We start from the raw sequence: 14,747 nt of genomic DNA on the forward strand, positions 1-14,747 counted from the left end.
GCTGCTACTTCGTGGTCGTTGATTTTTAGGTTGTATTTCTATCGCACGCAAACACAAAGAGCCTGTTTGAAGTATGCTCCAAACAGGCTCTATCTCGCCTAGTTTTATTCCCTATATACACATTGTATTAGGTTTATTTTTGTATCAACGATATACGTATTTTGAATGCCTGTTTTCATTGGTTAGCCTTCAATTAAATGTTTTGTCTTAAACTGTTGCCAGCTTCTTCGTTTTGATATGCTCTACAATATTTGTAAAGATAGTTAATCCTTCTCCCGCTTCGTTATGATTTGGATTATTTCGTTTAATTTGTCCCCAATTTGGATGATTGTACAAACTCAAATAAGCCTCTGGATGTGGCATCAATCCAAACACCTGTCCTGTTGGGTTGGTTAAACCAGCACAATTCAAATCAGCACCATTGGGATTCGCTGGATAATCTGCTGTTTCCGTACCATCTTCGGTACAATAAGTCAAACAATTTAGGCTTTCTGCCTGCACTTTTGCACGCATGGCATCATCCATAAAAATTAACTTACCCTCCCCATGACGAGCAGGCAAAGCAATCTTAGTTATTCCTTTCAAGAAAGGCGTTTTGGTCGTACTATTAACCTTACAATAAACCCAACGATCTTCAAACTTTCCTGAGTTGTTATTGCTCAATGTAGCTTCTGGCTCAAAGTCATGGTTCGTATTCGGCAATAGCCCCATTCTCACCAACATTTGAAAACCATTACACACGCCTAAAATATACTTACCATCTTCCAAAAACTGTTTAATTTCATCCAATAAAACGTTTCCAGAAGGTAATTTTTTAAACTTAATTTTATTAGAAACTACTTTTCCAGATGCCAAATCATCGCCAAAAGAAAAGCCACCAGGAAAGTTTAAAATATCATAATCATGAATAGAAACTTGTCCCAATAGAATCTCATTTAAATGGACAATTTCTGGTATCGCTCCAGCCAATTGATAAGCAGCTGCCATTTCTTCTTCACAATTGATTCCGAAGCCTGTTATCACTAAAGATTTTACTGTTGTCATGTTATTTTTCTATTTATTACAATACCAAACCTCCTGCCCAAGCATCTAGTAGGGTTTCTGTTGGTAAATCAATCAAGTTATTATTATTAGAAGTAATGTTAATTGTCTTTTCAGCGGTTACTTTTCCTAAGTAGTAAGCCTTGTCGCCCAAAATAGCCTCAAATGCCGCTTTATTCTCTGGACGAATAGACACTACAAAACGAGAATGTGATTCAGAAAATAGTTTTACCAAATCTGTCCAATCACCTAAAGCATCCAAATTAGCTTCCAATCCAAACTCGCCTCCAAAAGCCGACTCTACCAAAGCAACTGCTAGTCCACCATCGGATAAATCATGACTTGATTCAATTAGGTTAGCCGCATTCGCTTTCATAACATTTAAGTACAGTTCTTTAGCCGCTTCTTTGCGTACTTTAGGTACATTTGCCCCTAGCTCGTTGTACAAGCTATAAAACTCTGAAGCACCTAATTCATCATAAGTTGTTCCCAATTGATAAACTAAATCTCCTGCTGCTTTGAAGTTCGACGTAACTGTTTTTCTAACATCGTCTACCTTCGCTGTCATTGAGTACAAGATTGTTGGCGGTACCGATATTTTAACACCATCTGCTTTGAAGTCATTTTTCATACTATCTTTGCCCGATGTTAGAGGAATATCGAAATAAGTTGCCATATCATTCAATGCTTCACACATCTGAACCAATTTAGCCAATTTCAATTTTCCATCTGGATTACTGACTTCGTGATACTCTGAATCAGGTACACAGAAATTGTCGTTTACCGACCAAAAAATACCATCATCCGACTTTGTATTTGGCAAACTTCCTCCTGCTGAAATAATTTGACGCACGGCTTCATCAAAAGCCCCTGCCGACATTTCATAAGCATCAATATCGCCGTATCTAGGCAAAATTCCGTTAGAAACAGCCACCCCTTCAAAGCTATTGAACCCAAAACGCATAATTGCAGCATCTTGTGGTGCTTTTCCTTTGGGTCCCATCAACGGTTTGATAATTGTTTTACCTTTTACCTCATGATCGTACTGACGAATAATAGACTCTCTAGAGCATATATTTAGACTTCCCATTAATTGAACCAATACCTCATTATAATTCTCTATCGTTGGCAAAGTTGGTTCTTTTAAAGAAGGCTTATCCCATTGTGCATACATCACTTTTTGAGGATCACCTTCATGTAGGAATTCCATATCCAAATAAGCTACTTTATTATCATTGTAGCGAATATCCAAATAACCATTGTCTGTAAACACTCCAATGTCGGTCAATTCCACCTCCATTGCTTTGGCCATTTCAAACAAAGGCGCTACTTTATCCTCCTCAATAACCAATGACATTCGCTCTTGAGATTCCGAAACAAAAATCTCCCAAGGTTTTAATCCTGCATATTTTAAAGGCACTTTTTCTAGGTGTACAATAGCTCCTCCAGAAATAGTTGCTAATTCACCAATAGAAGAAGACAAACCACCAGCACCATTGTCGGTACTACACTTCACCAATCCTTCCAAACAAGCTTTTACTAAAAAGTCTGCTACTTTTTTCTGTGTAATTGGACTTCCAATTTGAACTGCGGAAGATGGAGAATGCTCATCAATTTCTATAGAAGAAAACGTTGCACCATGAATACCATCTTTCCCCACACGTCCACCTGCAACAATAATTCTATCTCCAGCATCAATTGGTTTCTCCCAAGATGGTTTTCCTTTGTAGTCGTAAGGCATTAAAGCACCTGTTCCACAATAAACCAAAGGTTTACCACTATAACGATCGTCAAAAACAACCGAGCCATTTACGGTTGGAACCCCAGATTTGTTCCCGCCATCTTCAATTCCAGACACCACTCCTTCCATAATTTGGCGAGGGTGTAATTGCCCCGTCAACAAAGGTTTGTCATAATCTGGATTACCAAAACAAAGTACATTGGTATTAAACAATAACTTTGCACCACCTACTCCTGTACCTAAGGGGTCACGATTATTACCCAATATACCAGTAATAGCCCCTCCGTAAGGATCTAAGGCAGATGGAGAATTGTGCGTTTCTACTTTCCAAACAAACAGCTGATCTTTGGTTGCTTTAACCACTCCAGCATTGTCAGAAAACACCTTCACCAACCACTTATTGTTGTTTGCTTCTAGACTTTCTTGAACCGTAGATGTTGTTCCTTTGATATACGTTTTAAATAGAGAATTGATGGTTTTCTCTTCTCCCGTTTCTGTATTTTTATAATGAATGGCAGCATTAAACTCCTTGTGTTTGCAGTGTTCTGACCAAGTCTGCCCCAGTATTTCCAACTCACAATCGGTAGGGTCTATTGGCAAACCTACTGCTTGACGTGCTTCTTTTGTCTTGTCATTATTATAATAACCAACAATGGCTTTCATCTCGGCTAAATTCAGAGCCAACACCTTTTCTTTCGACAATTGTACCAAATCCTCATCACTTAGATTCAAGTTAACAATCTCTGTCGTAGCATCCGTTGTCATTTTCACTTCAGGCACATAAGGTTTGAAACTCAATGTTCCCGTTTCGTCTTGATAAGCATAGGTAAAGTGATTGATCAAAGGATTTCCCAACAAGCGTTTGGCAATCAATTTCAACTCTCCTTCCAAAAGCTTTTCCTCAAAGTAATACACTACTTGCGTAAAAATTTGCTGTGTATTTACATCCGCTTCTATATTAAAGAAATCTACCCATGCCATTTGAGCAGACATCCCTTCATCATCAGTTACCCCTGGCAATTGAGCAATCGCAATACAAGATTGATAATCTGTCGGTGCATACAACTCATTAACCAAAATTTCATCTGTTACAACATCTTTAATACAACGAGTGGCATAGTCGTGTAGTTCGGCTGAACTTGCATTGTAGTTGATTGAAAAAAGCTTCGCGCTTTTTACCTTTCCTGTTGTAATCCCTAATTGTTTTAGGCATTTCTCTTCAACCTTTTTGCCTTTTACATCAACGATGTGTGGTTTCAATAAAACTTGAATAGAAGCAGTCATTATTTATGTTCTGTTATTAAGTTAATACTTCGTGGATTTTAGCTAAAAAACTAAAAACATCTTTGCATTAGTTTGACGAAGTAATGATTAAGTCTAACAATTACTTTGGTGCTCATAAACATGCATTTAGAACATTTATATTTCAACAAAGCAATTTATTAAGTGATTATGATTATCTATATAATTTTCTTATTCTTTGACAATTATCAATGAGGAACTATCCTATCTATCCAACAATCTATGTATTGCAAACATGATGTAACCTATTGCTACAACTACTTCAAAGCATTACGAATGTTTATAAACCACACAATTGGCGTGCATTCCTGCTCCTACAGATGCAAAAACAACAATATCACCTTTGTTGATTGTCTGACCATCCATAACACCTTTCATAATAAGGTCTAAGACAGTTGGCACCGTAGCAGCAGAGCTATTGCCCAACTTGTGCACCACCAATGGCATCATTTCTTCAGGATAATCCGAATAGCCATTTAGCTCATACAAACGCTTCAAAATAATCTTATTCATTTTCATATTCGCTTGATGCATGACAAATTTGTCTACATCTTCCAACTTCAATCCAGCTTTTGCCAAGCATTCATTCATAGCAGCAGGCACTTTGGTGACGGCATAACGGAAAACACCTTTTCCGTACATACGAATGTATTGTCCTTCTGTTTCTGGACGTAGAGAGTCTCCCATTTTCAAATAATCCGCCTCTCCCACACAATCAGAAACTGTCACATGAGACAAAATTCCTGTTGGTTCTTCGTCTTCTTCATATTCAACAGCCTCTAATATAGCGGCACCCCCTCCATCAGCAAACAACATCCCATCAATATCGTGCGGGTCGGTCATTCTAGAAACGGTATCCGCTCCAACAACCATAACGCGTTTTACATCACCTGATTTGATATAGTAATTGGCTTGAATAAATGCTTGCACCCAACTAGGGCATCCAAACAAAATATCATATGCCACACAATTCGGATTTTTGATCCCTAATTTTTGTTTTACTTTAGCGGCTAAGTTTGGTAATAAATCGGATTGAATCGTTCCGTAATTTACATCACCAAAGTTATGTGCCACAATAATATATTCTAGCGTTTCAGGATCTATTCCTGAAGATTCTATAGCCAATTTAGCCGCCTGAGTTCCCAAATCAGATGCCTTCACTCCTTTCTCTGCTACTCGACGCTCTACAATACCTGCCACTTCTTCAAACTTAGCGGTAATTGCCTCGTTTGTTTTAGTCATTCGTTCGTGGTCTTTATTAAAAAACGTATTGTTCCAAAAAGCATTATTTGCTTTTTTTATTTTTGGTAATACCGATCCACTCCCTATAATTCTTGAACTATATCTTTTCATGAAATTTTTTTTATTGTCTTACTTAATGTGATTGATGATAATGATTTGGTTACTCTTTGTAAGACGTTTAAATTCACGCTTACCACTACAAATTGTATTATAATACAATAATTTCGTTAAGAGCAAACAGCTACAAAATCACATTTATCCTCCTAAAAAACACTTTAAAGAGAGATCAAATTCATTAAGTATTGTTTTCAGAAACCATCCTCCAACATTGCTTCAAATAGCTTCTATTAAAAAATGTTCTACTAAAATACACACTACTTCTAGTCTGTTTCTTCTTTGGGATTTTGAGTAGATTTTAAATTGCAAATATACTATTTTAAACAAAAGATAGGGTTCCTTATTTGGGATAAAAAAAGGTTCCTTTTATCTATTCAAGTAGATCAAAATAGTGCTTGGTGTTTTTTACTGTTGCTAGAAACCTCAGAGTTAACAAAGCAAAACAGCAGAAATCATTGGCTATTAAATTAACAATTAGCTTTTTAAATACTGGAGAAGCAAATTTTGTTAACAATCAACAAAACTAGCAACCTATTTCTTTATAATACCTACTAATTGTTCGTTTAAAGCGATTTCGTCACAAAGCATGGATTCAACAACTTAATTATTTTTCAATAAATCATGATATCGTTAAAGAAAAAAGACTGTCTTTCGCAGACAGTCTTCTTCATTATTTTAGTACGTTCCTTCTAGTTCAGCGCTTGCTGTTTTCAGCGTAATCCTACGCTCTGCCGTAATTGTTCCAGCTATCTGTGCTTGATAACCTTGTTCTTTCGTTATCTCTAGGATTTTATCTACTTGACTTTCTTCGGCTACAACCAACATTCCGTTGCCCATATTCCAGTATAAATAAGCATCCTCAGCCGCTACATTTCCTAAGTCCATCAAGCGTTTCATAACAGGCAAAGGCTCAAACAAGTTGTCCAAGTCTGCCCCTACTCCATTCGCTTTTAGTACACGCTGAAAGTTATCAATAATACCTCCACCAGTAATATGTGCGACACCAGACAATGCTACGCCCGCCTTAATCATTTTGGTAATAACAGGGGTAAAAATCAAAGAAGGTGTCAATAAAGCTTCGCCCCAAGTAGTCTCGCCTTCGTATATTTCATTGTGCCAAGCATCTCCAAAGCTAGCTTGCATAATTCTGCGAATCAATGAAAAACCATTGCTGCGAAATCCTCGCCCTTTTAAAGCAATCACTTTATCCCCTGCTTGAACAGCAGTACCATCAAAGGGTTTTTCTAATTCTTCTGGTAAAATACCGATTGCCGTAGAGCACCAATTGAAATGCATTCCGTCACCATATCCACCAATGCGATTTCCCAATTCAGCAATTTCACCACCAGAAATACTCATGCCACAAAAGTCACAAGCTTCTGTTAGTCCCTTCATCAAGCTATTAATGGTTGCTCGGTCTAACTGATCGACATCTATGATGTTGGAAATATTCGTAGGTTCAAAACCTGCCGTTGCTAGATCGTCTGCTACCATTGCTACTAAATCAAAGCCTAAGGTATCGTAAATACCCGTACGTTCTGCCAGCTCTATCTTGGTACCAATACCATCGGAAGCAATTCCGATGCGTTGATTGCCAAATTGAAGCATATTAGAGAAAACGCCGTCAACTTTTAGTGCGGCAGCACCTGCCTTATTGGTTCTATTGGAGAAGGTCTTTTTAGCCCAGCCGAATGCATCTTTGGAACAAAGATTTCCAAGGTCGATATCTAGGCCACTTTTCTTTTGATTGGACATTTGTTAATGTTGTGAAAAGAAATGAAATGGTTTAAATTTATAGGCTCTGCCTAACTCTTTTTTTCTCTCCCTCTGAATTAAAGTGCAAAGGTAGCATTTTTATATCTAAAACAAATAATCGTTACCGAAAAATAATCCTCCAATTCATCAAAAGGAATAAAAAGCAGAAAAACAAACACATAAAACACTAAAAAGCAAACACATAAAACCACTCAACCTTTTCCTTAGTCTATTAAATTTATTAAATTAATATTAATTTTAAGACTTTAATTGTTTTTTATAACCACTTTAAATCGCGTATATTTGGGATTAACAAAATAACAATGTAGATTTGCTCGCAATTTTTTCCAAACCACTTAACTTTCCAAGATGAAAAAGTTGCTAAAAGAAGGACTCACCTTCGACGATGTTCTCCTCATCCCCAACTATTCCGAAGTTTTACCACATCAAACATCTTTGCGTACACGCCTAACCAAAAACTTGTGGCTGAATATGCCACTAATCAGTGCTGGTATGGATACGGTTACAGAAGCCTCTATGGCAATCGCAATGGCAAGAAATGGTGGAATTGGAGTTATTCATAAGAATATGTCCATACAGGAACAAGCTGAAGAGGTGATTAAAGTCAAACGCTCTCAAAATTTTGTAATTTCAAAACCTATCTATTTATCTGCCAACCACTACGTCTATGAAGCAGAAGAATTGATGGCTAAATACAAAATATCTGGCGTACCTATTACAAACGAAAATGGCACTTTGGTTGGAATTCTAACCAATAGAGACCTACGTTTCGAAACCAATCACAATCGCAAAATAGACGAAGTAATGACTAGAGAGGGCTTAATTACAGCTCCTGTAGGAACAACTCTAGAGGCTTCTAAAGCTATTTTGCAAAAACACCGTATCGAAAAACTGCCTTTGGTAGATGCGGATTTCAAACTCGGTGGATTAATTACCATCAAGGATATCGAAAAAGCAATCCAATATCCCAATGCTGCAAAAGATGAAAAAGGGCGTTTGTTGGCAGCGGCAGCTATTGGTACTTCTAAAGATACACCTGAACGTGTTAAGGCTTTAGTAGAGGCAGGAGTTGATGTTCTGGTTGTTGACACTGCTCATGGGCATTCTAAAGGTGTTATTGACCACTTGAAAAACATCAAAGCAGCCTACCCGAATGTAGATATTATCGCTGGAAATGTTGCAACACCTGAGGCAACAATTGCTCTAATTGAAGCTGGTGCCGATGCTGTAAAAGTTGGTATTGGTCCTGGTTCTATCTGTACAACTCGTGTGGTTGCAGGTGTGGGGGTTCCTCAAATTACAGCAATTGAGGATTGTGCCGAAGCAGCCAAATCTTATGGCATTCCTGTTATTGCAGATGGAGGATTAAAATACTCTGGTGACGTAATCAAGGCATTAGCTGCCGGTGCTTCTACTTGTATGATGGGTAGTATGCTGGCTGGTTGTAAAGAGAGCCCCGGTGCTATGGAGTTGTACCAAGGTCGTAAATTCAAAGTTTACCGAGGGATGGGATCGATTGGTGCCATGCAAAAAGGAAGTAAAGATCGTTATTTCCAAGAAGGGAAAACAGAAGAGAAAAAATTAGTTCCAGAAGGAGTAGAAGGGCGTGTTGCTTACAAAGGAGAAGTAGCCGATACTTTGTTCCAACTGATTGGTGGTGTACAACAAGGTATGGGATACTGTGGAGCTAAAGATATCGAAATGTTGCACGAAACTGCACGTTTTATGCGCATTACAGGTGCTGGCTTAAAAGAAAGTCATCCTCATGATATCTATATTACTAAAGAAGCTCCTAATTACAGTGTTCGTTAGAGTTGATCTAAGTATGCTGTGTTATAGGTTTTAAAAAGCAAATGTTCCTTTATTCATCATCTTAAACTTGTTAATTTTCAACAGGTCATTGTCATAATTATAAAAAAATGAATAACCACGAGTTAATTCTAGTATTAGATTTTGGAGGTCAGTACAATCAATTGATTGCTAGACGTGTCCGAGAATCAAAAGTATATTGTGAAGTTTTACCTCACAATGCTGATTTAGCTACTATTACAGCTAAAAACCCAAAGGGAATTATTTTTACAGGTGGTCCTAGCATTGCTTACGAAGAAAATGCACCGTCTGTTGATCCTAAGATATTTGAGCTAGGCATTCCAATTTTAGGAATATGTTATGGTGCTCAATTAACTGCCCATCTTTTAGGAGGAACGCTAGAAGCTGCTCAAAACCGTGAGTATGGGAAAAAGGAACTGGAGGTGGCTGGAGCCCATCCTATCTACAAAGGGGTTCATCAGAAAACAGTTTGTTGGATGAGTCATACTTATCATGTGACCAAACTACCTAGCGAGGATTACAAAATAATTGCTCAAACAGATCACTGTCCAATTGCTGCGTTTGCCAACGACAAAGACAAGATTTATGGTTTTCAATATCACCCTGAGGTTGTGCATACCACAGAAGGTAGACAAATGCTAGAGAATTTCTTGTACGAAATCTGTGGTTGTCAAGGAGATTGGATCATGAGTAATTTTGTAGAAAACACCATTCAGCAACTAAAAGAAGAAATTGGTGATCGCAAAGTCTTGTGTGCCTTGTCTGGTGGTGTTGATTCGTCTGTGGCAGCCATGCTAGTGCACAAAGCGGTTGGACATCAATTAACTTGTATCTTTGTGGATAATGGCTTATTGCGTAAAGATGAAGGTGATTTGGTTGAAAAAGTATTTACAGAACAATTTGATTTAAATTTAATTCGTGTCAATGCACAAGAATTGTTTTTAAGTAAATTAGCTGGTATCACCGATCCTGAGACAAAACGTAAAAATATCGGTGAAACATTCATCCGTGTTTTTGAAGCCGAAGCGGATAAACTAGATGGCGTAGAATTGTTGGTACAAGGAACAATCTACCCAGATGTTATTGAAAGTGGTAGCGAGCATGCCGCTGTTATCAAAAGTCATCACAATGTAGGAGGTTTACCAGAGGATATGTCTTTTACTGGTGTTATTGAACCTTTGCGTGACTTGTTTAAAGATGAGGTGCGAGAAGTTGGACGTGAACTAGGTTTACCAGGTCATGTTGTAGATCGTCAACCATTCCCTGGTCCAGGTCTCGCTATTCGAGTTATCGGAGACATTACAGAAGAGAAATTGGATATTTTGCGTGAAGCGGATTGGATTTACAGAGAAGAGATTCGTAAAGCTGGTTTGGCGAAAGAAATTTGGCAATATTTTGCAGTCTTAACAGGAATTAAAACAGTCGGTGTGATGGGAGATGAACGCACCTATAACTATACCATCGGATTACGTGGTGTCACAAGTTTGGATGGTATGACTGCTGATTGGGCTAGAATTCCTTATCCTACTTTAGAAGCTATTTCTACTCGTATTGTGAATGAAGTACAACATGTCAATCGTATCGTTTATGACATCACGTCTAAACCTCCTGCGACCATCGAGTGGGAGTAAAAAATAAATTTTAAAGCAAGTTTCGGTCGAAACTTGCTTTTTTTTTATATGCTTATCACTACAAAATTCCAACCTTTTACCAATTTAGTTGTCATAAGTGTAGTTGCTGCATGTCATCCAATATCCCTACTCTTCACACAACAAAGTTTTCTAATTCACCGTTCTATTAAAAACGCTCTTACAAATCTATCTCCTAAAAAGGATAAAACATTCCATCACAAGACAATATTATTCATTTGATAGTAGTGGTTTGGGATAAGTAACTTTCTTATTATCATCTTTTAATCAGCCCTTTTACCTAAGATTATCGTCCAACTAAGTTCACTTTTGTTATTTTTTAATCATAAAGTAATAAAAAGTAAATAATCACCCTCCACTATTCCTTCTCAATTTCTTCCCAATTCTATCTATTTTTTAATGCTTAAAATATATTTTATGAAATATACTTTACTGTACTTTCTTGCCTTTATGCCATGGTTAAGTTGGGGACAAACAACGCTATCCAAAACTCCTATAACAGTCGTTCCCACCACAACCTCTACTTCTGAAGCCATACGAACTGTTCCTTCAGATATAGAATTATTAAAAAAAGAACTAGATGGGACGTTTTATGTCGAGACCAACCTAGCCAATTATCAGGTACTTTATACCCAGAGCTTGCTAGAAACGATAAAAGCTTCCCGAAAAGCAACCGAAATAGTTCGGTTGAATTGGGATAATTATGTTACGATTGTCATCTTCCCCCTTAGTCATACTCCTGCTTCTATATCTTCTAACCCAACTAAAAGCGAATAATAATATGATGCATTTATACACTAGAAAAATAATATTTACTCTATTGTTGAGCACCTTCACTTGTTTATTTGCCCGTGCACAGAACGATTGTGGATCGGCAGTAGCCGTCACGGACTTAACAGGTTCAACCTGTGCCACGAGTGCTCCAAGTACTACGAATGCACTAGGAGCAGGGTCTTGCGAAGAAGGAAATAACGATACATGGTTTCAATTTACAGCACAAGGAATTTCCGCCAATATAACAGTAAGCAGTACGGCCAATGGCTGGCGTCCAGAATTTTTGGTTGTATCAGGAACTCCTGCTAGTACCTGTGCGGGTTTTACAGAAGTATCTTGTAACGACCAAAATGGTAATTATACGAGTATTAGCGCTGCTACTACTCCATTAACAATAGGAGAAACCTACTGGATTGTTGTTTCTAGTAATAACGATAACAGCACAGGAACATTGAGTGTTTGTGTAGACAATCCTGCACCTCCACCTGGTTGTATCGATAATCAAGATTGTAGTAGCCCTGCATCTATTGCCTTAAACCCTACTGGTGGGGCAGATGTCTGTGTCAACGATTGTAATACAGGAGCTTCATTTGGTCCTGACTTTGCGGGAACCAATTGCTTTGATTTTCCTAACAATACCGTTTGGTATTCTGTTACTACTGATGCAACAGCAACCTCTTTGAGTGTTAATCTTACTAGTGCTACACTTAGCAACCCTGAATTTACAGTTTTTACAACTCCTGACTGTAGCAATTTTACAGTTATTGATTGTGTAGAAGGCACTGGTGGTTCGGCTAGCTCTAGTAATGTAACTGTTACGCCTAACACCACCTATCTAATTGCCATCTCAGATGCTACGGCAGATCAAGGGACTTTTGATTTATGTATCAGCCAAGATGTTGCCCCTTCTAGTTGTACAGACAACAACGAATGTACCTCTGCAGCGACAATTACTTTAAACGCTTCTGGAGGAGCTGCAGCCTGTGTTAATGACTGTAACAATGGAGCTACTGCTGGTCCTAACTTTACAGGAAACAACTGTTATGACCTTCCAAATGAAACCGTTTGGTATACCTTTACCACTGATGCAGCAGCAGCTACTTTAGATATAAACCTAACGAGTACCGACTTATCAACCCCTGAGTTTACCTTATTTACCAATAGTTGTGGACCTTTTACCATTGTCAATTGTACAGAAGGAACAGGAGGTAGTGCTGCTGCGACACAAATTAATATAGCGCCTAATACGACTTATATTCTTGCCGTATCGGATGTTTCAGGGAATACTGGAGTATTTGATTTGTGCTTGAGTCAAGATTTAGACAACAGTGCTTGTAATGTAGATAATAGGCTTGAGGTAACAAGCACTTCTATGGGGTCTCCTTTGACGGGACCTTTCCAAGCTGGAGAGGTTGTTACTTTTTGTTATACCATCAATTCTTATATTTCATCTACAACCAATTGCAATTATCTTCATGGCATTGTTCCTAGTTTTGGAAACTGCTGGGATCCTGTATCTTTCGATGCACAAGGTCAACCTACTAGTTTGCCAACGCCTTTGTCTACAGTTGGGGTTATTGGACCTTCAACAACAGGCCCTCCCAATCCTTGTGAGGGAGATTCTCCAGGTTCTTGGGCATGGTTTCCTGATGGAGCCGTAACCTATAACCTAACCACCCCCAACCCAACAGGATTAAATTCTGGAGATAATGTTGGAGCAGGTTGGTTCTTTTTAACTTCTTATGCTTCGCCTAGTGGTGATTGCAACACGCCAGAAACAGACCCTAACAGTAGTTACGGAGACAACAATTTTCCTCAATGTGCTGATCTTGGGGGCTGGCAAGTTTGTTTCTCTCTGCAAGTTAAAGACATTACTGCTTGTAGTCTAGGAGAAACAGATTGTAGTGTTTCTATGAAAACATTTTCAGATGGAGAAATTGGAGTTTGGGCAGATATTGGATGTACTGTTGATATACCAACTACATTTCCTGCTTCATTTGATTGCATTCTTTTGTCAACTGACTTGATAGAATTTAAGGGCAAACAAATCGGTTCCAAAAACTTCTTGAGTTGGACTATTGATAACACTCAAAACTTAGAGTTTTTCAGAATCGAAAAAAGTACCGATGGCATTAATTGGGAGACAACAGATATTGTTAATAGTGATCCTACTCAAAGAAAATATTCTTTTGTAGATCCAATTCCTTTTATTCCTACGACTTACTATAGGTTAAAAATTATAGCTATAGATGGTAGCATTACTCAGTCTCCTATTATTAGCGTACGTTCAGACAAAGAATTAGGATACAACTTAACCACAGAACTACATCCAAATCCTGCAAAAGACTATATTCAATTTGAGTATACTGGAAATGATTTTTCATCACCTTTACACATTCATATTGCTAATATGGTGGGACAAACTATGGTAGATTATTCTATTGGTCAAATGGACTTAAACGAGCCCAATCATATCAATACATCTACTTTACCTGATGGGATTTATTATATCAGTATCACACAAAGTGGTCTAAAATCAACTCAAAGAATTACGATTATTCGGTAAACCTTAGATACAAAACAGGCAAGGTCAACATAGACTTTGCCCGTTCTTTTATTTCCTAATTCACCCGAAACAAACGAAAAGCTACTCTCAATTGTATATCGTGAAAACGATTGTAATCTGAAAACTCTACAAAGCCAGATGCAGTACTGCCTATGTAAATGGTCTGTTTCATGTAATAATTAAAATAGTGCTTGTACAAGAGCTCAAATCGAAAACGCCCTTTGGTGTACGAAATCCCTGTCAAGGCTCCCACCATTACCTTGTTCTGATAAAACAAAAATCCATTGTTGAACCAAGGTCCTAAAATATTGCCCAACTCTACCCCTAAATGGAAACCTATGTTATTGGGCAAAGTATATTGCGCATCTATTGGTATAACCAAAATATGAAACCAGTATTTACTGTTTTCTGGATTTATATAAGCTTGCTTTATGTAATTTCCTTCGTGTCCTTTATACTGATATTCTATCCCCAGACCAAAAGAAAGGCGGTCATCAAATCCCAACCTAGCTCCAAAGCCTATGTCCAACCCTCCTCCTGGAAAATGCGTTTCAGCCGTAAAATTAGGTCTCGGCTTCTCTTGGGATACATATTGGCGATGAATTGACATATTTAAGCCTGTCCCTACTATAGCCTCTACACTAAATTGTGCCACAAGAGTATAGCTAAAAAAGATAAATAAGATGCTATAATATATTTTCATAACAAT

The 14,747-nt window shown here is 37.9% G+C and carries 9 protein-coding genes; 4 read left to right on the forward strand and 5 right to left on the reverse strand.

Annotated elements, in window-relative coordinates:
* Nucleotides 1–207: 207 nt before the first annotated feature.
* From CG11_RS19320 to CG11_RS19335, 4 genes are all read right to left on the reverse strand, one after another.
* Entirely contained in the window at nucleotides 208–1,044 is an 837-nt protein-coding gene (locus CG11_RS19320; RefSeq protein WP_052598482.1) for a phosphoribosylformylglycinamidine synthase subunit PurQ, read from the reverse strand.
* A gap of 16 nt (nucleotides 1,045–1,060) precedes the next feature.
* Nucleotides 1,061–4,066: an AIR synthase-related protein gene (locus CG11_RS19325; protein WP_052598483.1), complete on the reverse strand. Its 3,006-nt coding sequence runs from the start codon at nucleotides 4,064–4,066 to the stop codon at nucleotides 1,061–1,063.
* Nucleotides 4,067–4,354: 288 nt separating this feature from the next.
* A complete protein-coding gene (locus CG11_RS19330) occupies nucleotides 4,355–5,437 on the reverse strand; it encodes a 3-oxoacyl-ACP synthase III family protein (RefSeq protein WP_052598484.1) in 1,083 nt (360 codons plus the stop codon).
* A gap of 681 nt (nucleotides 5,438–6,118) precedes the next feature.
* Complete coding sequence (locus CG11_RS19335) at nucleotides 6,119–7,198, reverse strand: AIR synthase-related protein (protein WP_052598485.1); 1,080 nt, start codon at nucleotides 7,196–7,198, stop codon at nucleotides 6,119–6,121.
* Nucleotides 7,199–7,567: 369 nt separating this feature from the next.
* Here CG11_RS19335 and guaB point away from each other — a divergent pair, with 369 nt between their 5' ends.
* From guaB to CG11_RS19355, 4 genes are all read left to right on the forward strand, one after another.
* On the forward strand, nucleotides 7,568–9,031 hold the full coding sequence (guaB, locus tag CG11_RS19340) for an IMP dehydrogenase (RefSeq protein ID WP_052598486.1): 1,464 nt from the start codon (nucleotides 7,568–7,570) through the stop codon (nucleotides 9,029–9,031).
* A 107-nt stretch (nucleotides 9,032–9,138) separates the two neighbouring features.
* Entirely contained in the window at nucleotides 9,139–10,680 is a 1,542-nt protein-coding gene (guaA, locus tag CG11_RS19345) for a glutamine-hydrolyzing GMP synthase (RefSeq protein WP_052598487.1), read from the forward strand.
* Nucleotides 10,681–11,115: 435 nt separating this feature from the next.
* Nucleotides 11,116–11,475: a hypothetical protein gene (locus tag CG11_RS19350; RefSeq protein ID WP_052598488.1), complete on the forward strand. Its 360-nt coding sequence runs from the start codon at nucleotides 11,116–11,118 to the stop codon at nucleotides 11,473–11,475.
* Nucleotides 11,476–11,479: 4 nt separating this feature from the next.
* Nucleotides 11,480–14,038 (forward strand): T9SS type A sorting domain-containing protein, encoded by a 2,559-nt coding sequence (locus CG11_RS19355; RefSeq protein WP_052598489.1) that lies wholly within the window; start codon nucleotides 11,480–11,482, stop codon nucleotides 14,036–14,038.
* A gap of 55 nt (nucleotides 14,039–14,093) precedes the next feature.
* Here CG11_RS19355 and CG11_RS19360 read toward each other — a convergent pair whose 3' ends face one another.
* Nucleotides 14,094–14,741 carry a hypothetical protein gene (locus CG11_RS19360; protein ID WP_052598490.1) on the reverse strand — a complete coding sequence of 216 codons (648 nt, stop codon included), beginning with the start codon at nucleotides 14,739–14,741 and terminating at the stop codon, nucleotides 14,094–14,096.
* Nucleotides 14,742–14,747 lie beyond the last annotated feature (6 nt).

Source organism: Aureispira sp. CCB-QB1 (assembly GCF_000724545.1).
GTDB lineage: Bacteria > Bacteroidota > Bacteroidia > Chitinophagales > Saprospiraceae > Aureispira.